The organism is Alphaproteobacteria bacterium (genome assembly GCA_041396705.1).
GTDB lineage: Bacteria > Pseudomonadota > Alphaproteobacteria > CALKHQ01 > CALKHQ01 > CALKHQ01.
Genome location: JAWKYB010000004.1, coordinates 169,635 through 192,178, shown reverse-complemented (window position 1 = coordinate 192,178; position 22,544 = coordinate 169,635). Strand labels below are relative to the sequence as shown.

The 22,544-nt window shown below is 70.4% G+C and carries 21 protein-coding genes; 10 read left to right on the top strand and 11 right to left on the bottom strand.

The window, feature by feature from the left end:
* Positions 1-58: 58 nt before the first annotated feature.
* Entirely contained in the window at positions 59-922 is an 864-nt protein-coding gene (locus tag R3F55_07025) for a TauD/TfdA family dioxygenase (protein ID MEZ5667172.1), read from the bottom strand.
* A 160-nt stretch (positions 923-1,082) separates the two neighbouring features.
* Here R3F55_07025 and R3F55_07020 point away from each other — a divergent pair, with 160 nt between their 5' ends.
* Genes R3F55_07020 through R3F55_07010 form a run of 3 tightly spaced genes read left to right on the top strand, consistent with a single transcriptional unit; the run spans position 1,083 to position 6,282 of the window.
* Positions 1,083-2,738 (top strand): hydantoinase B/oxoprolinase family protein, encoded by a 1,656-nt coding sequence (locus R3F55_07020; protein ID MEZ5667171.1) that lies wholly within the window; start codon positions 1,083-1,085, stop codon positions 2,736-2,738.
* Between the two features lie 60 nt (positions 2,739-2,798).
* Positions 2,799-4,367: a hydantoinase B/oxoprolinase family protein gene (locus R3F55_07015; GenBank protein MEZ5667170.1), complete on the top strand. Its 1,569-nt coding sequence runs from the start codon at positions 2,799-2,801 to the stop codon at positions 4,365-4,367.
* Positions 4,368-4,389: 22 nt separating this feature from the next.
* Entirely contained in the window at positions 4,390-6,282 is a 1,893-nt protein-coding gene (locus R3F55_07010; GenBank protein MEZ5667169.1) for a sulfotransferase, read from the top strand.
* Here the strand turns inward: R3F55_07010 and R3F55_07005 are convergent.
* The 3 genes from R3F55_07005 to R3F55_06995 all read right to left on the bottom strand — a co-directional run bounded on the left by R3F55_07005 (position 6,279) and on the right by R3F55_06995 (position 8,687).
* Positions 6,279-6,479 carry a hypothetical protein gene (locus R3F55_07005; protein ID MEZ5667168.1) on the bottom strand — a complete coding sequence of 67 codons (201 nt, stop codon included), beginning with the start codon at positions 6,477-6,479 and terminating at the stop codon, positions 6,279-6,281. The two genes, R3F55_07010 and R3F55_07005, sit on opposite strands and share 4 nt — an antisense overlap.
* 168 nt (positions 6,480-6,647) lie before the next feature.
* Positions 6,648-7,553 (bottom strand): sugar phosphate isomerase/epimerase, encoded by a 906-nt coding sequence (locus R3F55_07000; GenBank protein MEZ5667167.1) that lies wholly within the window; start codon positions 7,551-7,553, stop codon positions 6,648-6,650.
* A gap of 33 nt (positions 7,554-7,586) precedes the next feature.
* A complete protein-coding gene (locus tag R3F55_06995; GenBank protein MEZ5667166.1) occupies positions 7,587-8,687 on the bottom strand; it encodes a Gfo/Idh/MocA family oxidoreductase in 1,101 nt (366 codons plus the stop codon).
* Between the two features lie 217 nt (positions 8,688-8,904).
* On the opposite strand from R3F55_06995, the gene R3F55_06990 reads away from it, so the two are divergent.
* The 5 genes from R3F55_06990 to R3F55_06970 all read left to right on the top strand — a co-directional run bounded on the left by R3F55_06990 (position 8,905) and on the right by R3F55_06970 (position 13,291).
* Positions 8,905-9,924, top strand: a complete 1,020-nt coding sequence (locus R3F55_06990) for a LacI family DNA-binding transcriptional regulator (protein MEZ5667165.1) — start codon at positions 8,905-8,907, stop codon at positions 9,922-9,924.
* A 171-nt stretch (positions 9,925-10,095) separates the two neighbouring features.
* Complete coding sequence (locus R3F55_06985; GenBank protein MEZ5667164.1) at positions 10,096-11,040, top strand: substrate-binding domain-containing protein; 945 nt, start codon at positions 10,096-10,098, stop codon at positions 11,038-11,040.
* Positions 11,041-11,129: 89 nt separating this feature from the next.
* On the top strand, positions 11,130-12,113 hold the full coding sequence (locus R3F55_06980; protein ID MEZ5667163.1) for an ABC transporter permease: 984 nt from the start codon (positions 11,130-11,132) through the stop codon (positions 12,111-12,113).
* 3 nt (positions 12,114-12,116) lie between these two features.
* Positions 12,117-12,863 carry an ATP-binding cassette domain-containing protein gene (locus R3F55_06975; GenBank protein ID MEZ5667162.1) on the top strand — a complete coding sequence of 249 codons (747 nt, stop codon included), beginning with the start codon at positions 12,117-12,119 and terminating at the stop codon, positions 12,861-12,863.
* A 65-nt stretch (positions 12,864-12,928) separates the two neighbouring features.
* Positions 12,929-13,291 (top strand): hypothetical protein, encoded by a 363-nt coding sequence (locus R3F55_06970; GenBank protein ID MEZ5667161.1) that lies wholly within the window; start codon positions 12,929-12,931, stop codon positions 13,289-13,291.
* A 46-nt stretch (positions 13,292-13,337) separates the two neighbouring features.
* On the opposite strand, the gene R3F55_06965 is transcribed toward R3F55_06970, so the two are convergent.
* Positions 13,338-13,718 carry a hypothetical protein gene (locus R3F55_06965; GenBank protein ID MEZ5667160.1) on the bottom strand — a complete coding sequence of 127 codons (381 nt, stop codon included), beginning with the start codon at positions 13,716-13,718 and terminating at the stop codon, positions 13,338-13,340.
* Between the two features lie 106 nt (positions 13,719-13,824).
* On the opposite strand from R3F55_06965, the gene R3F55_06960 reads away from it, so the two are divergent.
* Complete coding sequence (locus R3F55_06960) at positions 13,825-14,241, top strand: nuclear transport factor 2 family protein (GenBank protein MEZ5667159.1); 417 nt, start codon at positions 13,825-13,827, stop codon at positions 14,239-14,241.
* Between the two features lie 12 nt (positions 14,242-14,253).
* Here the strand turns inward: R3F55_06960 and R3F55_06955 are convergent, their stop codons facing one another.
* The gene (locus R3F55_06955) at positions 14,254-14,901 is read right to left on the bottom strand and encodes a DNA-3-methyladenine glycosylase I (GenBank protein ID MEZ5667158.1); all 648 of its coding nucleotides are present in this window, start codon (positions 14,899-14,901) and stop codon (positions 14,254-14,256) included.
* A 164-nt stretch (positions 14,902-15,065) separates the two neighbouring features.
* On the opposite strand from R3F55_06955, the gene R3F55_06950 reads away from it, so the two are divergent.
* Positions 15,066-15,812, top strand: coding sequence for an SDR family NAD(P)-dependent oxidoreductase (locus R3F55_06950; GenBank protein MEZ5667157.1), 747 nt, complete (start codon positions 15,066-15,068; stop codon positions 15,810-15,812).
* Here R3F55_06950 and rsmA read toward each other — a convergent pair.
* The 5 genes from rsmA to lptF all read right to left on the bottom strand — a co-directional run bounded on the left by rsmA (position 15,806) and on the right by lptF (position 22,492).
* The gene (gene rsmA, locus R3F55_06945; GenBank protein ID MEZ5667156.1) at positions 15,806-16,678 is read right to left on the bottom strand and encodes a 16S rRNA (adenine(1518)-N(6)/adenine(1519)-N(6))-dimethyltransferase RsmA; all 873 of its coding nucleotides are present in this window, start codon (positions 16,676-16,678) and stop codon (positions 15,806-15,808) included. The two genes, R3F55_06950 and rsmA, sit on opposite strands and share 7 nt — an antisense overlap.
* Positions 16,679-16,682: 4 nt before the next feature.
* On the bottom strand, positions 16,683-17,981 hold the full coding sequence (locus R3F55_06940) for a peptidylprolyl isomerase (GenBank protein MEZ5667155.1): 1,299 nt from the start codon (positions 17,979-17,981) through the stop codon (positions 16,683-16,685).
* 95 nt (positions 17,982-18,076) lie between these two features.
* Positions 18,077-20,245: an LPS assembly protein LptD gene (gene lptD / locus R3F55_06935; protein MEZ5667154.1), complete on the bottom strand. Its 2,169-nt coding sequence runs from the start codon at positions 20,243-20,245 to the stop codon at positions 18,077-18,079.
* A gap of 27 nt (positions 20,246-20,272) precedes the next feature.
* The gene (gene lptG / locus R3F55_06930; GenBank protein MEZ5667153.1) at positions 20,273-21,367 is read right to left on the bottom strand and encodes an LPS export ABC transporter permease LptG; all 1,095 of its coding nucleotides are present in this window, start codon (positions 21,365-21,367) and stop codon (positions 20,273-20,275) included.
* Positions 21,368-22,492 carry an LPS export ABC transporter permease LptF gene (gene lptF, locus R3F55_06925; protein MEZ5667152.1) on the bottom strand — a complete coding sequence of 375 codons (1,125 nt, stop codon included), beginning with the start codon at positions 22,490-22,492 and terminating at the stop codon, positions 21,368-21,370.
* Positions 22,493-22,544 lie beyond the last annotated feature (52 nt).

Here is a 22,544-nt window from a genome sequence, read left to right as displayed (position 1 = left end):
AGGACCGGCCCGGCGCCGACGGCCACGGGGCCGAGCGGCGGCGGAGCGTACCGCCGCGTCAGTGCGGCACCTCGCCCAGGGTGGTGCAGCGGCGGATGACGCGGATGTCCTTCGCCGGGTCGTAGGGCTGCGCGCGGTGCAGCAGGCAGCGGTTGTCCCAGACCACGAAGTCGCCTGCCCGCCAGCGATGACCGGTGACGATGTCCGGCGTCACGATGCGATCGTTGATCGCCTGCACCAGCGCCCGGCCCTCGGCGTAGTCCATGCCCTGGATGGTCTCGGCATGGTCGCCGAGGTAGAGACACTTGCGGCCGGTCTCCGGGTGGGTGCGGACGATCGGGTGGTCGACCGGCGGCTTCTGCCTACGCTGTTCGTCGGTCATCGGGTCGTGGCCGTGCCGCCGGGTGCGCGAGAAATCGAGGTTGTGCACCGCGCGCAGGCCGGAAAGCCGGTCGCGCTCGGCCGGGTCGAGCCGGTCATAGGCGGCATACATGTCGGCCCACTCGGTGCCGCCGCCCTCGGCGGGCGCCGCCTCGACGTAGAGGAAGGTGGCATGCCCGGTGACCCGCGACCACGAGTTGTCGGTGTGCCAGTACAGCGTGCCCTTGTCGGGATGCCGGCCGTTCGGCCGCCCGTCCGGCCCGCGGTTGGACAGCACGTAGAGCTCCGGCAGTCCGCCGTCGTGGTACTGGTTCATGACGTGGACCTGCACCTCGCCGAAGCGGCGGGCGAAGGCGACCTGCGCGGCAGGGTTCAGCGCCTGGTCGCGGAACAGCAGCAGCTGGTGGTCGAGGAAGGCGCGCCCGATCGCGTCGCCCAGGCCATCGTCGATGCCGCCGCCGAGGTCGACGCCGCGGATCTCGACGCCGAACGGGCCGAGGGGGCGGGTGTCGAGGGTGGGCGCTGCGATAGCGGCTGTCATCCGAGTGCCTCGTGCCGGCGGCGCGCAGTTGTCGGTGGGCGCGCGCAGGCCTATTCTAGCGCGGCGTTGCGCGGGCGCCATCCTCTGCCGAATGCGCGTCGCCCCCGGGGCGCGCGTGGGGAGGCGCAGAGTGGCGCCGATCCCGGGCAGGAGCGGACTCATGCAGGCCTACGATCCGATCACGCTGGACATCATCCAGAACGCGCTGCAGGCCACCGCCGACGAAATGTTCGCGGCGATGCGCAAGACCGCGATGAGCTCGATCATCTACGAGGTGCTCGATATGGGCACCGGCATCATGGACGGCCAGGGCCGGCTGGCCTCGTCCGGCGCCGGCATTCCTGCCTTCGTCGGCGTGCTCGACAAGGCGGTGAAGGTGCTGCTGGCCAAGTTCCCGGCCGACCAGATCGAGCCCGGCGACGTGTTCGCCACCAACGACCCCTATTGGGGCGGCGTCACCCACCTCAACGACATCGTGCTGGCGATGCCGGTGTTCGCCGGCGGCCGGCTGATCGCCTGGACCGCGACCATCGCGCACTATTCCGACGTCGGCGGCATGGCGCCCGGCTCGCTGACCGGCGAGGCGACCGAGATCTACCAGGAAGGCGTGCGCATCCCGGCGATCAAGATGATCGCGCGCGGCAAGCCGATCCAGGGCGTGCTCGACATCCTGACCGTCAACTCGCGCATGCCCGACTACCTGACCGGCGACCTGTGGGCGGCCATCGCCGCGGTCCGCATCGGCGCGCGCCGGCTGGAGGGGCTGGCCGCGAAATACGGCGTCGACACCTTCGCCGCCGCCATCGACGCGTTCATGGACTATGGCGAGCAGACCTCGCTGGCTGCGCTGAGGAAGCTGCCGCACGGCACCTGGGAGCTGACCGAGGAGCAGGACGACGGCGCGCGCTTCAACGTCAGGATCACCATCGCGCCCGACCGCTTCACCGTCGACCTGCGCGACAACCCGCCTCAGTCGACCGGGCCGGTCAACACCTCGCGCGACGGCGTGATGGTCTGCGCGCAGATGCTGTTGAAGTCGATCACCGACCCCTATTCGCCGTGCAACGAGGGCAGCTTCCGCCCGATCGAGCTGCTGACCGCCGAGGGCACGGTGTTCCACGCCAAGGAACCGGCGCCGGTCGGCTTCTACTACGAGATCGAGCTGCGGGCCTATGACCTGATGTGGCGCTGCCTGGCGCCGCACATGCCCGATGTGCTGCCGGCCGGTCACTTCGCCTCGGTCTGCGGCACCTTCATCGGCGGCAGGCACCCGGACACCGGCCGCACCTACACCATCATCGAGCCGCAGCTCGGCGGCTGGGGCGCCGCCCACGGCCGCGACGGCAACACCGCGATGTTTTGCGGCTTCCACGGCGAGACCTTCAACTGTCCGGCCGAGATTTCCGAGGCGCGCAACGGGCTGACCATCGACCGCATGCAGCTGAACGAGGCGCCCGGCGGCGAGGGCCGCTGGACCGGAGGCCGCGGCATCGTGCTCGACTACCGCGTGCGCGCCGACGGCGGCTTCCTCACCGTCGGCTACACCCGCTCGAAGTTCCCGGCCTGGGGCGTCGACGGCGGCCGCGACGGCTCGCCCAACTATGTCGAGGTGATCCGCGGCGACGGCTCCGCCGAGCGCTACGCCTTCGTCTCCGGCCTGAAGACGGCCAGGGACGACGTCATCCGGGTGGTCACCGGCATCGGCGGCGGCCTGGGCGACCCGCGCCAGCGCGATCCGGAGGCCGTGCGCCGCGACATCCGCGACGGGCTGCTGAGCCGGAAACGGGCGCGCGAGGTCTACGGGCTGGACGCGTGACGACGGCCGGTGCACGCCCGGATCACCGCGGCCGCGGCTTCGGCACGGGCGGAGCCTGAGATGCGCGGCCCGGCCGCGCCCGACACCTTCACGCTCGAGATCGTCGAGGCGGCGCTGACGGCGGCGGCCGACGAGATGTTCGCCGTTCTGCGCCGCACCGCCATGAGCCCGATCATCTATGAGGTGCTCGACGTCGGCACCGGGCTGACCGATGCCGCCGGCAACCTGATCAGCTCCGGCGCCGGCATCCCCACCTTCGTCGGCGTGCTCGACAAGGCGGTCCGCCACATTGCCGGCCGCTTCGCCGGCGACATCGCCGACGGCGACATCTTCCTGACCAACGACCCCTATCACGGCGCCGTCACCCACCTGAACGACGCCGTGGTCGCCCAGCCCGTGTTCGCCGGCGGCGCGCCGGTGGCCTGGGCCGCGTCCATCGCCCACTGGTCCGACATCGGCGGCCGGGTCGCCGGCTCGATGGCGGTCGACGCCACCGATATCCACCAGGAAGGCCTGCGGCTGCCGGCGGTGAAGCTGTTCGACCGCGGCCGGCCGGTCACGCCGGTGCTGGAGCTGATCCGCGCCAACTCCCGGCTGCCCGACATCCTGGCCGGCGACCTGTGGGCCCAGGTCGCCGCCGGCCGGCGCGGCGCGGCGCGGATTGCCGAGGTGGTGCAGCGCCACGGCCGTGCCGCCTACGACGCCGCGCTGCAGCGCGCGTTCGACCGCGCCGCCGGGCGCGCCGCCGCCGGGCTGGCCGCGCTGCCGCCCCGCCGCTATCGGATCGCGGAGGAGCAGGACCACGGCCCCGTCTGGCGGGCGGCGATCGCGGTCGCGCCGGACCGCTTCACCGTCGACCTGACCGAGGCGCCGGACCAGTCGGACGGACCGTGGAACACCAGCCGCGACGGCGCGGTGATCGCGGCGCAGATGATCTTCAAGGCACTGACCGACCCGTCGCGCCAGGCCAATGCCGGCTCGTACCGCGCACTGGAAGTGCTGACCCGGCCGGGCAGCGTGTTCCATGCCCGCGAGCCGGCGCCGCACGGCTACTACTTCGAAACCCGCATCCGGCTGTTCGACCTGCTGTGGCGCTGCCTCGCCGAGGCGATGCCAGAGCGGCTGCCGGCCGGGCACTTCGCCTCGATCTGCGGCACGGTGCTGGCCGGGCGCCACGCCGACAGCGGCCGCGCCTACACCATGGTCGAGCCGCAGCAGGGCGGCTGGGGCGCCACCGCGGCGCGCGACGGGCTCGACGCGATGTTCTCGGCCAGCCATGGCGAGACATACAACTGCCCGGTCGAGATCGCCGAGGCGCGCTACGGCCATCTGGTCGGCCGCAAGACGCTGCGCGCCGATGCAGCCGCGGGCGGCACGGGACGGCGCGGCGGCTGCGGCGTCGAGACGCTGTTGCGCCTGCGCGCGCCGGCCACCCTGTCGGTCGGCTATGGCCGCACACGGGTGCCGGTGTGGCCGCTTGCCGGCGGGGCGCCCGGCGGCGTCAACGGTGTCGGCATCACGCCCGGCGGACAGGCGCAGGAGCGGCTGCTCGCCTTTGCCAGCGGCGTCGCGCTGCAGCCCGGCGACGAGGTCCGCCTGTTCACCGCCCAGGGCGGCGGCCACGGCTGAGCATGGCCGCGCGCGGCGCCCGATGATCGGCGAGACCCTCCAGGCCGCAACCGACGCCTGGCAACGCGGCGATGCGGCCGAGGCCGAGCGGCTGGCCGGCGTCGCGCTGGCGCAGGACCCGCACGACGTCGCCGCCCTGCGGCTTGCCGGCGCGGCGGCTTCGCGGCGCGGCGACCACGCCGCCGCGATCGCCCATTTCCGGCTGATCGCCGATCTGCAGCCCGGTGCGGCCGCCGCCCGCTTCAACCTGGCCGAGGCGCTGCGCAAGGCGGGCGACAGCGACGCGGCGGTCGGGCAGCTCGACGCGCTGCTGCATTCGGAGCCCGGCCATGTCCCCGCCCTGGTCACGCTGGCGATGCTGCTCGCCGCCGGACCGCGGCGCGGCGAGGCGATGGCCCTGCTCGACCGTGCGCTGGCGCAGGCGCCGAACGACCCCCGCGCCCGCCTCGCCCGTGGCCGGTTGCGGCTGGCGGCGGGCCGGGCGGACGCGCTCGACGACCTGCGCGCCGCCTGCCGGCTCGACCCCGTCGCCGCGCCGGCCCAGCTCGCCCTCGGCCAGGCGCTGGCCGCGGCCGGCGACCCGGCCGGTGCGGATGCCGCGCTGCTGCGGGCGCTGACGCTGCAGCCCGCGCTGCCGCAGGCGCATGTCGACCGCGCCAAGCTGGCCATGCTGCGCCACGATCCCGCCGCGGCCGAGGCGCACTGCCGCCGCGCGCTGTCATATGATCATGATCATATCGAGGCCCATGCCGTCGCGGCCCAGTCGCTGCAGGAGCTGCGCCGGCCCGACGAGGCGCGCCGCCATGCGGCCCGCGCCCTGGCCCTCGACCCGTGCCATGCCGTCGCCCGGCTGACCGAGGCCCAGCTGCTGGCCGCCGAAGGTGCGACCGCCGAGGCCCGCATGCGCCTGGAGGCGCTGCTGGCGGACGAAACGGACCCGGCCATCGCGGTGGAGGCGTTGACCGAGCTCGGCCATGCGCTCGACCGGCTCGGCGAATATCGTGCCGCCTTCGCGCGGTTCGCGGAGTCGAACCGGTTGCAGGCCGGCCTGATGCCGCAGGACCCGGCACGGCGCACCTGGCTCGGCCGGCGCATCGCGGCAATGGCGGCCCTGCCGGCCGAGGCCGTCCAGGCACCGGCGCCGCATGCGGACGATCGCGTGCCGCCGGTGTTCGTCGTCGGCTTCCCGCGCTCCGGCACCACGCTGGTCGAACAGGTGCTCGCCGCCCAGGGCGGCTTCGTCACCAGCGACGAGGCGCCGCTTATCGGCCGACTGGCGCGCAGCCTGGGCGAAGGCTATCCGGCCAGCCTCGCCGACCTCGGCGCGGACGCTGCCGCACGGCTGCGCGCGGACTACTGGCAGCAGGCGGAAAGCCGGTTCCCCACCCTGGCGCGGGGCCTGCGCCTCGTCGACAAGCAGCCGTGGAACCTGATCGAGCTGCCGCTCGTCGCCCGCCTGTTCCCGGCCGCACCGGTGCTGCTGATGGTCCGCGATCCGCGCGACGCCTGCCTCAGCGCCTTCATGCAGTATTTCGCGCCGGACCCCGCCACGGTGCACCTGCTGACGCTGGCGGACGCGGCCGCGACCTATGCCGCCATGGCCGACCTCTGGCAGCGGCTGGCGCCCGACCTGCCGACGCCGACGCTGGTCCTGCGCTACGAGGATCTGGTCGCCGACTTCGAGGCGACCGCGCGCCGGCTGCTGCGCTTCGTCGGCGCCGACTGGAATGCGGGGGTCGGGGATTTCGCCGCCAGGGCGGCGGCGCGGCCGATTAGCACGCCCAGCCGCGATGCGGTCAGCGCGCCGGTCAGCGCGCGGGCGGTCGGCCGCTGGAGGAACTATGCGCGGGAGATTGCGCCGGTGCTGCCGATGCTGGCGCCCTATGTGCGCCGCTACGGTTACGACGACGCCTAGAGCGGCGCGGTGACGATGTCGGTGGTGGTGTCGACCGCATCGACGGTCAGGTCGACGGCGCCGCCGACCACGCTGCCGGCCGCATCGACCACGCCGCAGCCGGCCAGCATCACCGCCACGCCGATCACCGCGATTCCGGCGATCACACCGCGCATCGCGGTATGAACGCCCGTCACCAGCTCAACCTTCCCACACATCGCCGCATTCCTCGCCTTGGGCCCGGTCATGCATAGCAGCCGCCCGCGCCCGGTTCAGTGCGCACGCGCACAGCGGCGCGGCGCCGATGAGCATGGGTCGCAGCATAGCCCGGCGCGGTTCAATGCAGAAGCATGGATCCCGGAACCGACGGTCGGCCGCGCCTGCGGTCAGACCCCGACTTCCTTGCACTTCCCGTCGAGGAACGACTTCGCCCGCGGGACGTCGGCCTCGTCGAGGTGCTCGATGATGATCGGGATGTTGGGGTGATGCTCCGACAGCCGCTCAAGGTAGAGGTTATAGTTCAGCGACCCCAGACCCGGCGCCGGCAGCTCGATGGCGCCGACGCCGCGGAAGCTGTGCGCCTCCGAGGCGTCGATGTCGGCATGCTTCTCCTCGGTGCTGCCGCCCGAGCGCATCACGTCCTTGGCGTGGGCGATGCAGATCTTGTCGCTGAGCGCATCGAAGATCCGGTTCAGCTCGCCGTCCATGTCGTCGATGTTGTGATCCTCGAAATAGTTGGTCGGGTCCATCAGCAGGCCGAGGCCGGGATGGTTGACGTCGGCGAACAGGCGCAGCGTCTCCTGCACCGAGCCGATCACGTTGTTGACGTAAGTCTCGAGCAGGAACCGCGCGCCGTGGTCGTGCGCCTCCTTGGCCAGCTCGCCGATCACCTTGCAGCAGTCCTCGTAGCCCGCCTCGGTCTTGTTCTTCGGATGGGCGACCCAGTCGCTCTCGGTATCGTAGGTGCCGGTCTCGCTGATGACGTAGGGCGTGCCCAGGTCCCGGGCGTGGCGCAGCTGCACCTTCAGCCGCTCGAGGATCGCCTTGCGCTTGTCCGGGTCGGGGCTGACGATGTTGGAATAGCCGGAGATGCAGCAGATCGGCAGGTTGTGGTCGCGGAAGGTGTCGCGGATCTTGCGGCACTTCGCCTTGGTGATCTGGTCCGTTGCCAGGTCCATGTCCTTGAACGACAGGTCCAGCTGCACGGTGGTGAAGCCGTGGCTGGCGATACGCTTGGCCGTTTCCTCCAGCGTGTAGGGGAAATAGCCTGTGAAGATGCCGACTTGCAGCATGGTGGTCCCTCCTCCCGTCCGGGCGCGGCCCGGTTAGATCCCGAATTCGCTGAGCTTGACGGCGCGCCCTTCGGCGGCCGAGCGATAGGCCGCCTCGATCAGCGCCATGGTCTTGACGTTGTCGGCGCCGGTCAGCGCCGGCCGGCTGCCGGTGGCCAGCGCATGCTGCAACTGCTCCATCACGCCGGCGAAGGCATGGGGGAACCAGCGCGTCTCCCACGTCGGCTGTACCCATTTCCCGCCGGTCGACGGCGCGCAGTAGCGCAGCGTGCTGGGGCTGCCGTCCGGATAGTCCGGCCAGCCGATGGTGCCCTGGGCCAGGCCCTCGGTGCCCTCGACCCGCCACTTGATGTAGATGTCGGACTCGAAGCCCTCCCCGGTCGGGCTCGCCCACACGTCCTCCAGGCTGACCGCCATCACCTCGCCGGGGAAGCGCAGGGTGGAGGCGCAGATGCCGTCCCTGTGCGGGAACGCGGTGCGCGGATCGGTGCGGACCGCGGTGTACACGTCCAGCGGGTCGCCGAACAGGAAGCGCAGCACGTCGAGATGGTGGATGCTCATGTTGAGCAGCGTCAGCCGGTCGTATTCGGCCAGGAACGGCTGCCAGTGCGGGATCGCGCGCATTTCGATGGTGGCGATCACCGGCCTGCCCAGCGCATTGCGTTCCAGCAATTGCTTCAGCACCCGCATCGACTGGTCGTAGCGCATGTTCTGGTTGACCGACAGCACCTTGCCGGCGGCCTCGGCATCGGCGACCAGCGCCTTGGCGTCGGCGAAGTTCATCGCCAGCGGCTTCTGCGCCAGGATCGCCTTGATGTGCGGTTGGCGCAGCGCGTGGCGGATCAGCGCCGGCTGCAGGTCCGGCGGAAAGGCGATGTCCAGGATCTGGACCGACGGATCCTCGATCAGCCGCTCGGGCGTGTCGTGCACCGTGGCGATGCCCCAGCGCCTGGCCACCTCCGCCGCGTGCGCCGGCGTGCGCGAGGCGATGGCCGCGACCGGGAAGCCGGCGTCCTTGTAAGCCGCCAACTGCACGTCCGCCATGATGAACCCGGCGCCGACCGCGCCGATCGCGAAGTCGCGGCACCTGATCGGTGCGTCGGGCACGAACCCGAGCGCGTCGGTCTGCGGCATCGTCCTCCCCCTCGTCGCGGCGCGTGCCATCCGCGGCCGCCATTTTTCCGAACGCTATGATTGAGGGGTTATGATGTCAATTGTCTTGGTCGGCCGCAGCCGCCCTCGGCCGTTACGGTTGCCGCCAGCGCGCGATGCGCGGATTGGCACGGAATCCGGGCTTCTCCGGCTGTACTTGACAGGCTGTGCCGGCGCATGATGTCTTTTTTGATGTCCGATGCGAGTAACCCTGAAAGAGATTGCGCGGCATGCCGGCGTCAGCGTGGCGACGGTCGACCGCGTCGTGAACAAGCGGTCCGGCGTGCATGCGCGCACCGCCGGCCAGGTCATGCGCGTCATGCAGAAGCTTGGCGCGATCACCGACCCGGTCGCGGCGCGGCCGCGGGAGCGGCCGGTGACGTTCGACATCGTGCTGCCGCAGGGGACCAACACCTTCATCAACATGCTCGAGGCCGAGCTTGCCGCGGCGGCGGCCAGCTGGCCGGAGGGACGGGTCGATGCCCGGGTGCGGCGGATACCGGGCTTCGACCCGATCGCGCTGAGCGCGGCGCTGACCGCGGCGGCCAGTGCCGCCGACGGCGTCGCCTTCGTGGCGATCGACCACCCGGCGGTGCGCGAGGCGATGACCGGGCTGGAACGCAGCGGCGTGCCGGCCGTCACCCTGCTGTCGGACCTGCCGGGGACCGGCCGGCGCAGCTATGTCGGCATCGACAACCGCGCCGCAGGACGCACCGCCGGCTATCTGATGGGGCGATTCCTGCGGGCGTCGCGCGGCAAGGTGGCGCTGCTGGCCGGCAGCCTGAGCTATCGCGGCCACGAGGAGCGCGAGATGGGGTTCCGCCACATCTTCCGCGAGGATTTCCGCCAGTACGAGATCATCGGGGTCAGCGAGGTGCAGGACGACGTGGCCAAGAGCCAGGCGCGGGTCGACGAGCTGCTGCGCAGCCACGCCGACCTGGTCGGCATCTACTCGATCGGCGGCGGCAACCGCGGGGTCGCGCAGGCGCTGATCGCCCACGGCCGGACGCAGGATGTCGTCTTCGTCGGCCATGAGCTGACCGAGCATTCGCGCCGTTTCCTGGTCGACGGCGTGATGGACGCCGCCATCAACCAGGACGCCGCCGCCGAGGCGCGCCAGGCGATCCGCCTGCTGCGCGACGCCGCCGTCGGCGAGCACGACGCGGCGCCGGCCTCCCCGATCCGCATCGAGGTCTTTCTGCGCGAGAACCTGCCATGAGCCCGCAGCCGGGCGGCGCGGATGTCGCCGCCATACCGGGCCGTCGCGAGATGTGACACACTCATTCGCTCGGGGCGGAGGCCGGACGGCCGAACAATGCCGCCCACGCGACAACAAGACGAGGATCTGAACCTCGGGTCGAAAACGCAAACGGAACGTGAGGGGAGTGAAATGCGCAAGAACTTCGGAATGCTGCTGGCCGCGACCGTGCTGGCCGGGGCGGCCGCCGTGCCGGCCCTGGCCCAGGACGGGCCGAGGACCTTCTACTGGATCTCGCACGGCTCGCCGGCCGACCCGGTGTGGACCTACTTCCTGCAAGGCGCGGAGATGTGGGCGGCCGACACCGGCCAGACCGTCAACACGTCGTTCCACAACGGCGACGTCGCCTCGCAGCAGGAAGCCGTTCGCGCCGCCATCGCGGCGGGCGCCGACGGCATCGTCAGCTCCAGCCCCGACCCGGGCAGCCTGGTCGAGGTGGTCGCCGAAGCCAAGGCGCTCGGCATTCCGATCATCAACATGAATACGCCGGACCCGTCGGCCGACTTCGACGCCTATGTCGGCATGGACCTGGTCGACGCCGGCCGCCGCTGGGCGCAGTACCTGGTCGACAACGGCCTGGTCGAGGCCGGCGACTTCGTCTGGATGCCGGTCGAGGTGCCCGGCGCCACCTACGGCGTGCAGGAGGAGCAGGGCATCGCCACGGTGTTCGAGCCGCTCGGCATCACCTGGGAGGTGACCGACGCCACCCTCGACCAGGCCGAGGTCATCACCCGTATGACCGACTACCTGACCGCCAATCGCGCCGAAGTCGACGCCATCATCGGCCTCGGCGACATGGTCACCGGCAGCATCAAGCGCGTGTTCGACCAGTCCGGCATCCAGCCCGGCGAGATCCCGGTGGTCGGCTGGGGCAACTCGCTCGACACCACCCAGGAGGTGCTGCAGGGCTATGTCAACGCGGCGATGTGGCAGGACCCGCACGCGACCAGCTACATCGCGCTGTCGCTGGCGGCGATGGAGGTCAACGGCGTTCCGGCCGGCTTCGACGTGCTGACCGGCGCGCTGTACGACGCCTCCACCGCCCAGGTCTACGACGACATCATGTCCGGCAAGTAGGCCGACGACCCTGACGGCCGCGGCGGCACCGCCGCCGCGGCCCCTTCGAGCGAACGCGCCCGTCTCACGGGTGCGGCGGGGGACCTCACGTGAACCATACATCCCTGTTGCGGCTGGTCGCCAAGCCCGAGTTCGGGCCCTTCGTGCTGCTGGTCGGCATGATCGTCGTGTTCACGTCGATCAACCCCGACTACATGTCGATCCTGAACATCAGCAACCTGTTCGCCTTCACCGTCGAGCTGGGCCTGATCGCGCTGGCGATGACCCTGCTGATGACTTCGGGCGAGTTCGACCTGTCGGTCGGCTCGGTGTTCGGTTTCTGCCCGGTGCTGATGTGGACCCTGTACAACGAGCAGGTGCTGCCGATCGAGGCCGCCTTCCTGGCCGCGATGCTGACCGCCGCGGCGATCGGGCTGGTCAGCGGGCTGTTCGTCACCCGGCTGCGCATCCCGTCGTTCCTGGTCACCCTCGGCATGCTGCTGGTGGTGCGCGGCATCGCCCTCTACGTCACCGACGGTTTCCCGCAGCGCACCTGGAACGCCGAGGGTCTGTGGATAGCCCAGGTGCTGGTCGGCGACTTTTTCATTGGCGACCTGCGCATCTTCATGTCGCTGCCCTGGTTCGTGCTGGCCGCGGTGGTGCTGGGCTACGTGCTGACCCAGACCAAGGCCGGCAACTGGATCCAGGCCTCGGGCGGCAACGCCAACGCGGCGCGCGCCCGCGGCGTGAAAGTGGCGCGCACCAAGGTGGCGCTGTTCATCCTGTCGGCCTGCATGGCCGGTTTCGCCGGCATCATCAGCTCGATCCGCACCTCGGCCGCCAACCCGAACAGCGGCACCGGCTACGAGCTGGAGGTCATCGCCATGGTGGTGATCGGCGGCACCGCGCTGACCGGCGGCCGCGGCACCATCATCGGCACCGTGATCGGCATCTTCATCCTGCGGCTGATGCGCAACGGCATCGTGCTGATCGGCGTGCCGGGGCTGGCCTACAACATCTTCATCGGGGCCATCATCCTGGGCATGATGGCGCTGCATTCCTGGCTCGACCGGCGCCACCAGGAGGGGAGATAGGTCATGGGCGAGCTGATCCGCATGCAGAACATCTCCAAGTTCTACGGCAAGGTGCAGGCGCTGGAGAATGTGACGCTGACCGTCAACGAGCGCGAGATCGTCGGCCTGCTCGGCGACAACGGCGCCGGCAAGTCGACCCTGATCAAGGTACTGTCGGGCGCAGTGCCCGCCACCGGCGGCGAGATCTACATGCGCGGCCGGAAGGTCAGCATCGCCAGCACCACCGACGCCATCAACCTGGGCATCGAGACCATCTACCAGGATTCGGCGCTGGTCACCGAACTGTCGATCGCGCGCAACCTGTTCCTCGGCCGCGAGCCGGTGGTCGGCCCGAAGTTCTTCAACCGGCTGGACCACAAGCTGATGAGCCGGGTGGCCCGCGAGCTGCTGCTGCAGGTCGGCATCACCAAGAACCTGCCGACCAACACGCCGATCGCCTCGCTCAGCGGCGGCGAGCGCCAGGCGGTGGCGATCGCGCGGGCGATGTATTTCGACAGCGAACTGATCATCCTCGACGAGCCGACCAACAACCTGGGCGTCGCCGAGACCCAAGGGGTGCTGCGCTTCGCCCGCAACGCGCGGGATTCCGGCCACAGCTGCATCTTCATCGCCCACAACATCCACCACGTCTTCCAGGTGGTCGACCGCATCGTCGTGCTGCGCCGCGGCACCGTGGTCGCCGACGACATCGACCCGAAGACCACCAGCGTCGAGGCGGTCGAGCGGGTGATCACCGGCATGGACCACTGATCGCATGAACCTCCGGCCCCGCCGCGGCGACAGATGTCGCGACGGGGACCATCAGGAGCATGTTCATGCTGAAATCTTGTGTTATCGCGCTTGCCGCCGGCATCGCGGCACTGTCGATCCTTGCGCCCGCCAGCCAGGCCGAGCGCCCGCGGCCGGGCCAGGACCTCCTGGAATGGTGCCTGCTGTCCGGCGGCGAGGCGGACGACCAGCCGGCAGGCAGCCCGATCCAGACCTGTTGCGCCGAGGACGGCTGCATCATCTGCGACGCGAACTGGCGCGACTGCCACTTCGAGGGCACCGGCGGCAGCCGGGCCGGCGGCGTCGTGCTCGACGGCTATCAGATTCCGGGCCAGCTGGCGCCCGGCAGCCGCGGCGACGACACACGCATCCCGGCGGTGCTGCTGCCGTCGCAGGGCTTCGCCAACTGAAGTCCCCCACCGGCCCGCGCCGCGACAACGCGGCCGGGCCGGTGTCTCATGGCGCTTCCGGACAGCCGGCCCCGGCCCAGGCGATGACCGCGTCGTCGAGCGCGGCCGAGAAGCCGCCGTCCGCTTCGCCGGCAAACAGGCCGAGCGCCGACAGCTTCGCCTGCATCCGCCTGATCGACGCGGGATCGGCATCGAACCACGCCCAGATGTCGCGCACGGCATGGTCCGGTTGGCCGGCCCAGCAGGCCGCGTTGGCCCGTTCGGCATAGGCCCAGGCCTGGCCGTCGAGGACGATTCCGTCGAGCACGCCGAGCAGCGCCGTGCAGCCGCCTAGCTTGGCCGACAGGTCGGCGTTCTGCCGGCAGTCGGCCTCCGGCTCCGCGGCGGCGCCCGGGGCTTGGGCCAGGCAGGCGGCTACCAGCGCCACAGTCGCGGCCCAGCGGCCGCGCGTGGCGCGCCTTCCGGCATTTGATCGCGCGATGGCCGACGGCATATGGTGTCGCCTCCAAATCTCACACGGGGACCCGCACCTGATGGATAAGGATACCCTGGAACGACTAAGATCGGCCTACCGCGAGTGGAACGACAGCAAGGCCGGCAGCATCGACATCTGGCTCAACCTGGTTGCCGACGAGGTGGATTTCCGTTCGATCGCCGACGGCATGCCGGGCATGGAGTTCTCCGCCGCGCGCCGCAGCCGGGCGGAGGTGCGCGACTATCTCGAGCGGCTGACCCGCGACTGGACGATGGTGCACCAGACGATGGACCGCTTCGTCGCCGACGGCGACACCATCGTCGCGTTGGGCCGCTGCGCCTGGCAGAACAAGCAGACCGGCCGCACCGTCCAGTCCCCGAAGGCCGACGTCTGGACCTTCAACCGCGGCAAGGCGATCGCCTTCTTCGAGTTCTACGACACCGCCAAGGCTTTCGGCGCCGCGGCCCCGAACTGACCGGGCGGCGCGTCAGCCGGCGCCCGGGACGGTCAGCCCGGCGCGCGCGGCTTCGACCGCCGCGCGGATCGTGCAGCCTTCGACATGGTCGTTGACCAGCCCCATCGCCTGCATGAAGGCATAGACCGTGGTCGGGCCGACGAAGGACCAGCCGCGTCGCTTCAGGTCCTTGCTGAGCGCGGTCGATTCCGGCGTCTTGCCGAGCTGGCGCAGCGCGTCCCAGGTCAGCCGTGCCGGCCGCCCGGCCGGCGCCGGCTCGTGCCGCCAGAAATAGGCGGCGAGCGAACCAAACTCCGCGCTGAGTTCGCAGGCCCGGCGCGCGTTGTTGATGGTCGACTCGATCTTGCCGCGATGGCGCACGATGCCGGCATCGGCCAGCAGACGCGCCACGTCGGCGTCGCCGTAGCCGGCGACGCGCCGGAAGTCGAAACCGTCGAATGCCCGGCGGAAGTTCTCGCGCTTGCGCAGGATCGTCAGCCAGCTCAGGCCGGACTGGAAACCCTCCAGGCAGATCTTCTCGAACAGCCTGCGGTCGTCGGTGACCGGCCGGCCCCACTCCCGGTCGTGATAGGCGCAATAGTCGTCGGCGTCGCCGCACCACCAGCAGCGCACGACGCCGTCGGCCCCCGCCTGCAGGCCGTCGCCTCTGTCTGCCGCCATCGCATGTTCCCTTTTTGATCCTGCTTTGACCGACAGCACTAGCCGATCGGCGCGCGGCTGTCAAAAGCCGCCGGCCGCCTGCCCGCATCCGCGTTGCGGCCGCAGCGGCGGCGTTCTATCAAGGCGCCGGCGCACTTGTGCAGCGAAAACGGGGAGGACATGCGATGAACCGGATCGACCTTGCGGGACGGATTGCGGTGGTGACGGGCGGCGCCCAGGGCATCGGCCGAGCCATCGTCGACCGGTTCGCCGCCAGCGGCGCCAAGGTCGCGATCTGGGACGTCAATGGCGACAAGGCGGCGGCGGCGGCGGCGGAGGTCGGCGCAGCGGCCAGCGCGCACGCGGTCGACGTCACCGACTTCGCCGCGGTCGACGCGGCGGCGAAGGCGGTGCAGGCGGCGCACGGCCGCATCGACATCCTGGTGACCAGCGCCGGCATCGCCGGCCCGGTGCAGAAGACGTGGGAATACGACTTCGACGCCTGGAACCAGGTGATGGCGATCAACGTGAACGGCACCTTCCACTGCGCGCGCGCCATCGTGCCGATGATGCGCGCGCAGAACTACGGCCGCATCGTCCTGATCGCCTCGATCGCCGGCAAGGAAGGCAACCCCAATGCGTCGGCCTATTCCGTGTCGAAGGCGGGCGTGCTGGCGCTGACCAAGTCGCTGGGCAAGGAGCTGGCCGACCACGACATCGCGGTCAATGCGATCACCCCGGCCGCCGCGCGCACGCCGATCTTCGACCAGATCACGCAGGAGCACATCGACTACATGCTGTCGAAGATTCCGCGCAACCGGTTCCTCGAAACCCGCGAGGTCGCGGCGATGGTGGCCTGGATGTGCTCGGCGGAGAACAGCTTCACCACCGGCGCGGTGTTCGATCTGTCCGGCGGCCGCGCGACCTACTGAGCGCGCCCGGCACCGGCGGCGAGCGCCCGGGCGAGCGCGCAGAAGCCCTCGACCGGTATCGTCTCCGCCCGCGCGGTCGGATCGAGGCCGGCCGCGCGCACCAGGGCCTCGGCGTCCGCCGCCAGCCCGCGCAGGCTGCCGCGCAGCATCTTGCGGCGCTGGCCGAAGGCCGCCGCGGTCACCCGCTCCAGCAGCGCCGGGTCGGCGGCGGCAAGCGGCGCCGCGCGCGGTACGAAGCGCAGCACGGTCGACCAGACCTTCGGCGGCGGCACGAACGCCGACGGCGGCAGGTCGAACGCACGCTCGACCGCCCAGTGCCACTGGGCGGCGACCGCCAGGCGGCCATAGGCCGCGCTGGCCGGCGCGGCGCAGAGGCGGTCGGCGACCTCGCGCTGGAACATCAGCACCATCGCTGCGATCGCATCGGGCTGGGCCAGCCAGCGCAGCACCAGCGGCGTCGAGACGTTGTAGGGCAGGTTGGCGACGATGCGGCGCGGCGCGGGGCCGAGCCCGGCGACTTCGACGGTCAGCGCGTCGGCGGCAACCAGGCGCAGCCTGCCGCCGGCCGCCTCCGCCAGCGGGGCCAGCGCCTCGACGCAGCGCGCATCGCGCTCGATCGCGACCAGATTGTCGGCGCCGTGCAGCAGCAGCGCGCGGGTCAGGCCGCCGGGGCCGGGGCCGACCTCGACCACGGTGCCGCCGGCAAGATCGCCCGCGGCGGCGGCGATCTTCGCGGTGAGGTTGCCGTCGAGCAGGAAATGCTGGCCGAGCCCCTTGCGGGCGGACAGGCCATGCGCCGCGATGGTTTCGCGCAGCGGGCCGAGGGCGGCGATCCGACGGCGGAGGCCGTCGTCGGCCTCGGCCACCGGGCTAGACCCGGACGTCGATGAACGCCGCCTGCCGCAGGTCGCGCAGCAGCCGCTGGGCCAGCACGCCGGTCTTTTCCGCCAGCAGGTTGGCTTCGATGTCCTCGCGCGGCGGCAGCGCGCCCTCGGGCGCGGACCGCTCGCAGACCATGTAGACGCTGACCGATCCGCCCTGCTCGATCGGGTCGCTCGGCCGCTGCAGCACCAGGTTCTCCAGGATGCGCCGTTCGTTGAGGTCGATCTCGCCCAGCCGGGCGGTCACCGGCGGCGCCAGCGCGCCGAGCCCGAGCTCGGCACTGATCTGGCCCATGTCGTCGCAATTGCCGGCCAGCTCCGACACCGTCTTGGCGAGGTCGCGCTGGGCGGCCTGCTCGTCCGCAGGCATCGCTTCGCTGAGCGGCAACGCGATCACCTGGTAGGTCAGCTGCACGTCCTCGGGCGACGGCCCGGAGACCGAGCGGCGCTCGACCACCGCGACGATGTAGTAGCCGCCGGCGGTGCGGATCGGGGTCGACAGCTCGCCGACCGCCAGCTGCGGCAGCACGGCATCGACCGCCGGGTCGAGCAGGCCCGGATAGACCCAGCCGACGTCGCCGCCCACCGCCGCGGTGGCGCTCTGCGAGAACTGGCGTGCCAGCGCCGAGAACGAGGCGCCGCGCCGCATCTCGTCGAGCAGACGCTCCGCCGTCTGCCGCACCTCTTCCTCCTGGTCGGGCGTGTCGACGGCCAAGAAGATCTCGGCGACGTGGTATTCGTTGGAGCCCTGGTTGGCGACGATCCGGCTCAGCACCTCCTCGATCTCGTCGTTGGTGATCTCGATCGTCGGGCGCAGGCGCTGCGCCTGCAGCTTCTGCCAGGTCAGGTCGACGCGGATCCGCTCGATCAGCGCCGGGAACGGGATGCCGATCGAGCCCGCCGCAGCTTCCAGCTGGCCGGCGGGAATGTTGTTCTGCTCCTCGAGCTGGCCGAGCGCGCGGCCGAGCTCGTCGTCGGTGATCTCCACGCCCAGCCGCGCCGCCTCCTGCATCTGCAGGCGCTCGTCGATCAGCTGGCGCAGGATCTGCGGTGCCAGCCGGTCGCGCGCCTCTTGCGAATCCGGCAGGCCGGAACTGCGGATCACCAGCTGGATGCGCATGGCGACGTCGAACTCGGTGACGATGTCGTCGTTGACCACGGCAACAATGCGCAGCGTCTGCCCGCCGCCGTCCTGGGCGCGGGCGGCGGGCGCGGTCTGCACCGCGACCGCAACCGTGCCGATGGCGAACGCCGCCGCGGCGGCGACCAGGCCGCGCCGCAGGGCCATGCCCCACATCCCTGCAAATCCCGTCATCGTCCCCCGTCCATCACTTCCGGCGCCGCGCGGCAATCGCCCGTGACGGCCTCATAGCGCCGATCGGCTCAGAGCGAAAGTTCGCCCAGGGTCTTCAGCCCGATGCGCACGGTCAACCGGTCGTCCTGCTGGATCTCGCGATCTTCGAAGAAACTGCGCTCGAAGTCGCCCGCGACCACGAAACACTCGTCCTCATAGGCCAGGTTGAAGCCCGCAACCCGGGTCGCCCCTTCGTTGAGATCATAGCGCACCCGCGTCGAAATGCGCCACCAGTCGTCGATCTGCGACGACAGCACGGCGGACACCTCCTCGCGGTCGTCGAACTCGCCGGTCGCATCGCCGCTCAGCGCATAGACGTATTGCGCGCTCAGCCGCAGCGCCGGCGGGCCCACCGACAGCGACACGTCGTGGGCCTTCAGCTCCTGGTCCTCCAGGTTGAAGCGGAAGCGGTCGACAAGGCTGAAGTTATAGTCCGGCTGGATCTCGACGCGGCCGACCAGGTCCGACAGCTCGTCCTCGACGCCGGTGCCGCTGACGAAGGCCTCGTCGTCGTTGCCGAAGCGCAGGCTCTGGCCCAGGAACAGGCTGGAATAGCCGCCGCCGTCGCCATAGACGGCCATGTTGACACCGTAGTTGATGCGCTGGCCGCCCTCGACCCGGTCGTAGCCGGGGAAACGGTTGCCGTCGAACAGGTTGGTGGTGTCCAGCTCGAATCCGCGGCTGTCCTCGTCCGGAATCTGCTCCGGGTTGTTGCCGAAGGGCGAGACCACGATGCCGGCGATCGGCTCGATCATGACCTGGTACGGCGGCACGTAGCGGGCCAGCGGCCAGCGCCAGGTTATCGCCGCCTGCGGGAACAGGCGGCCCACCGTCTCGCCGTCGATCACCTCGCCGGTCAGCGGGTTGACGTAGTCCTGCACGTAGTACGCGTCGCCGCGCAGGCTCAGCGAGAGGTCGACCACCTCGCCCACCGACGAGACATAGGGCACGTGCCAGCCGGCGCCGAGCGAGAAGCGATGGCTGTCGGAACCGGTGCCGCCGCGGTGCAGCGAGCGCGACGACGCTTCGACGGTCCAATAGGCGCCGAAGTCGTTGGGTTCGCCGACATAGCTGGCCAGCAGCTCGGGAAAGATGATCGGGGTGTCGTTGGCGTCGTCGGCGGGGCGCTGGTCCTTGAACGCGAAGAAATCGGCCCGCCCGTAGCTGCGGCCGTAGAACCCCTCGGCATAGACGTTCGAGGTCAGGATGGTCGGGCTGTCGAAGCCGTAGAGGCGGCGATAGGTGTCGTCGGTGCTGAGGCGCAGATCGTGGCCGGCGCGCCAGTTCTCGTCGATCGAGTAGATGCCGAAGGCGTCGAGGTGGCCGCGGAAGGCTTGCTCCTTCACGATGCCGTTGCCCTCGTCGCGGTCGGCCACCGTCGCGCTGCCCCTGGCCTCGAGCTCGCCGAACTCGAAGATCCGGCGGTATTCGCCGACGAAGGCGACACCGCGATCGCCGGTCACAAAGGGCTCGACCGTGGCGTCGGACTGATCGTCGATCACGATGTAGAACGGCGCCCGCACATAGCCGCCGAGCTGGGAGCTGCTGCCGAAGGTCGGCGCCAGCAGGCCGGTCTGCCGCTTCACGTTCGGGCCGGGGTGCTGCAGGTAGGGCGTATAGAGCAGCGGGACGCCGAAGAACTCCAGCGTCGCGTCGCGATAGCGCACGGTCTCGTCGGTCTGGTCGTAGACGACGCGGCTGGCCTTGATCTGCCAGAGCGGCGTGGGGTCCTCGGCGCAGACCTCGCAGGGCGAATACACCGCCTGCGCCAGCTCGGTGCGGGTGCCGTCGCGGCTGCGCCGGGCGATGTTCGCGGCGAGCCGGGCATTGTCCGACAACAGGATGCCCAGGTTGGCGATCACCGCGTTGCGCAGGTCGCCGGTCAGCTCGGCGAAATCCGTGAACAGAACCTCGCCGGTCGGCTCCAGCAGGGCGACGTTGCCCTGGGCGGTGATCAGGTCGTTGACCTGGTCGTAGACCAGCGTGTCGGCGATGACCGTGCGATTGTCCTGGGTCAGCTCGACATTGCCGCGCGCGGTGACGACGCCGAGGGTATCGTCGTATTGCAGCTCGTCGGCGGTGAACAGCACCGGCGACTGGGCGTCGACCTCGGGCAGGCTCTGCGCGCGCGCGCCGACGGTCGCGAGCAGGCTTGCCGCCGCGATGGCCGCCAGGGCCGCCAAACGCCTGTGCGTCATAGAGTCTCCCGCCGCCGCGGTTGCGAATCAGCCGTCCTCAAGATGCACCAGCAAAGACAGGCCGATCAACAGCACCACCGATGCCGGCGCCCACGCGGCGAGTTCGACCGGCACCCGGGCCGACAGCCCGAGCGCGTGGACGATGTCCGTGAAGACGTAGAGACCGAAGCTGGCGACGACCCCGACGCCGACGATGACCAGCGTTCCGCCCTTGCGCACCTGGCGCATGGCGAAGCCCGCCGCGATCAGCACCATGCCGCACAGCAATATCGGTTCCGCGATCAGCGCGTGCCATTGCAGCCGCATCGACTGGCTCGGAAAGCCCGCCCGCTCCAACAGCTCGGCATAGCGCGGCAGATCCCAGAACGACACGGTCTCCGGCAGGGCCAGGCTCTCTTCCAGCTCGCCCATGGTCAGCCCGGTGGGATAGACGATCTCCGCCTCGAAGCCGGAGGCGCCGCCGACGGTGTTGACGAAGACGTTGTGCAGCGTCCAGGCCCCCGGCGACAGGTCGGCCGATTCCGCGTCGAGCCGGCGGATGAACTGGTCGGACGTGTCGAATTCGGCGATCAGCAGTTGGCTGAGCTGGGCGCGTTCCGCATCCCAGTTGCGTGCGTTGATGATCGCCGGGCCGTCAGGCCGGCTCTCGCGCAGCCAGATGCCGTCCTGCGCCAGCGACAGCGCCGATTCGTCGTTGCGCAGGTAGCGGCGGTCGAGCTCCTCGAACTTGCCGAGCAGGGTGGCGCCGAACGGGTTGAACGCCGTGACCCGGAAGCCGCCGACCAGCAGCACGGCGATCAGCGCCGGCACCAGGAACTGCCAGGCGGAGACCCCGGCCGCCCGCGCGACCACCAGCTCGTTGTGCCGGTTCAGCCGCGCGAAGGCCGCGAGCGAGCCGAACAGCACGCTGAACGGCAGCACGATCTGCGCCGTGCCCGGCCACTTCAGCAGCGCCATCTCCACCGCCAGCAGGAAGCTGAACTCGGGCCGCGACCCGCCGCGGCGCAGCAGTTCGACCAGGTCGATCATCAGCACGAAGACCGACAGCGACAGGAAGATCACCGCCAGCCAGAACAGGAACTGGCGTCCGATGTACAGCGAGAAGGTGAGCGACATCCGCATCTAGGCGGTCTCCACCGCCATCGACGCGGCGCGGCGGCGGCGTGTGCGGGTGCGCATCACGACGTAGAGCGCGATCAGCAGCGGAATCAGCGCGTTGGCGTAGAGCATCGGCACCGCCATCGGGTCGGAACGCGCCAGCGACTGCCAGCCGATCTCGCCCGCCTTGATCACGATCACCGCTACGCCGGCTGCCACCAGCCGCCACATCCGCGATCGCCGGCTGAACTCGCCGGCGAACAGGAAGGCGAGGCCGATCATCGGGAAGGTCAGCGCATAGATCGCCGCGGAGATACGGGCATGGCCCTCGGCCCGGAACTCGTTGAGATAGAACGCCTCCGACTCGTTGCGCGGGTCGGCGAACAGGTCCGGCAGGTCGCGTTCGGTCGGCTCGCGGAACCGGTCCTCCACCGCCTCGCCGATGACGCCGAGGTCCATGGTGTACTGATCGAACACCAGGGTGGACAGCTGCCCGGTCTGCGGGTCGAGCTCCTGCCGCGTGCCGTTGACCATCAGCACCCGCGCGCCCTCCTCGGTCATCACCAGCGCGCCGCGCTCCGCCATCGCGGTCACCCGGCGCGCGGGATCGCGCCCGTCGTGCAGGAAGATGCCGTAGAGCTCGCCTTCGGTGTCGCGGGCGCGGACATAGACGGTGATGCCGTCGTCGACCGAGTTGAACATGCCCTCCTGCAGGATGGCGGCCACCTCGTTGCGCAGCGTGTACTGCATGTCCTTGAAGGCCCGGTACGATGCCGAGACCAGATAGGCGTTGATCAGCAGCAGCGCGACCGCCAGCACGCCGGCAAAGATCAGCACCGGCCGCGACAGCGCCAGGTTGCTGAAGCCGACCGCGCGCAGCACGACCAGCTCGTTGTCGGCGAGCATGCGGTTGTAGACGAACAGCGCCGCCACGAACAACGCGACCGGCAGCACCGCCGCCAGCAGCGACGGCAGCAGCAGCAGCACGAAGTACAGGAAGGCGCCGATGGTCAGCCCGCGGTTGACGATCAGGTCGACGAATCGCAGCGACTGGGTAAGCCAGACCGCGAAGGTCAGCGCCGACGTGATCAGCACCACATAGACCAGGAGCTGGCGCAGGACGTAGAGGGTGGTGCTGCGGACGATCATCGGCCGTCGCCCCCGGCCCGATGCGGGTTCGTCGGGCACATTGGGCTTGACG

Coding starts and splice junctions, on each gene's coding strand:
- R3F55_07025 (MEZ5667172.1), bottom strand. CDS start 922: ATGACAGCCGCTATCGCAGCGCCCACCCTCGACACCCGCCCCCTCGGC.
- R3F55_06995 (MEZ5667166.1), bottom strand. CDS start 8,687: ATGCCGCAGACCGACGCGCTCGGGTTCGTGCCCGACGCACCGATCAGG.
- lptF (MEZ5667152.1), bottom strand. CDS start 22,492: ATGATCGTCCGCAGCACCACCCTCTACGTCCTGCGCCAGCTCCTGGTC.
- R3F55_06975 (MEZ5667162.1), top strand. CDS start 12,117: ATGGGCGAGCTGATCCGCATGCAGAACATCTCCAAGTTCTACGGCAAG.
- R3F55_07010 (MEZ5667169.1), top strand. CDS start 4,390: ATGATCGGCGAGACCCTCCAGGCCGCAACCGACGCCTGGCAACGCGGC.
- R3F55_06950 (MEZ5667157.1), top strand. CDS start 15,066: ATGAACCGGATCGACCTTGCGGGACGGATTGCGGTGGTGACGGGCGGC.
- R3F55_07005 (MEZ5667168.1), bottom strand. CDS start 6,479: ATGTGTGGGAAGGTTGAGCTGGTGACGGGCGTTCATACCGCGATGCGC.
- lptD (MEZ5667154.1), bottom strand. CDS start 20,245: ATGACGCACAGGCGTTTGGCGGCCCTGGCGGCCATCGCGGCGGCAAGC.
- R3F55_06940 (MEZ5667155.1), bottom strand. CDS start 17,981: ATGGCCCTGCGGCGCGGCCTGGTCGCCGCCGCGGCGGCGTTCGCCATC.
- R3F55_06960 (MEZ5667159.1), top strand. CDS start 13,825: ATGGATAAGGATACCCTGGAACGACTAAGATCGGCCTACCGCGAGTGG.
- R3F55_06985 (MEZ5667164.1), top strand. CDS start 10,096: ATGCGCAAGAACTTCGGAATGCTGCTGGCCGCGACCGTGCTGGCCGGG.
- R3F55_07000 (MEZ5667167.1), bottom strand. CDS start 7,553: ATGCTGCAAGTCGGCATCTTCACAGGCTATTTCCCCTACACGCTGGAG.
- lptG (MEZ5667153.1), bottom strand. CDS start 21,367: ATGCGGATGTCGCTCACCTTCTCGCTGTACATCGGACGCCAGTTCCTG.
- R3F55_06990 (MEZ5667165.1), top strand. CDS start 8,905: ATGCGAGTAACCCTGAAAGAGATTGCGCGGCATGCCGGCGTCAGCGTG.
- R3F55_06955 (MEZ5667158.1), bottom strand. CDS start 14,901: ATGGCGGCAGACAGAGGCGACGGCCTGCAGGCGGGGGCCGACGGCGTC.
- R3F55_07020 (MEZ5667171.1), top strand. CDS start 1,083: ATGCAGGCCTACGATCCGATCACGCTGGACATCATCCAGAACGCGCTG.
- R3F55_06970 (MEZ5667161.1), top strand. CDS start 12,929: ATGCTGAAATCTTGTGTTATCGCGCTTGCCGCCGGCATCGCGGCACTG.
- R3F55_07015 (MEZ5667170.1), top strand. CDS start 2,799: ATGCGCGGCCCGGCCGCGCCCGACACCTTCACGCTCGAGATCGTCGAG.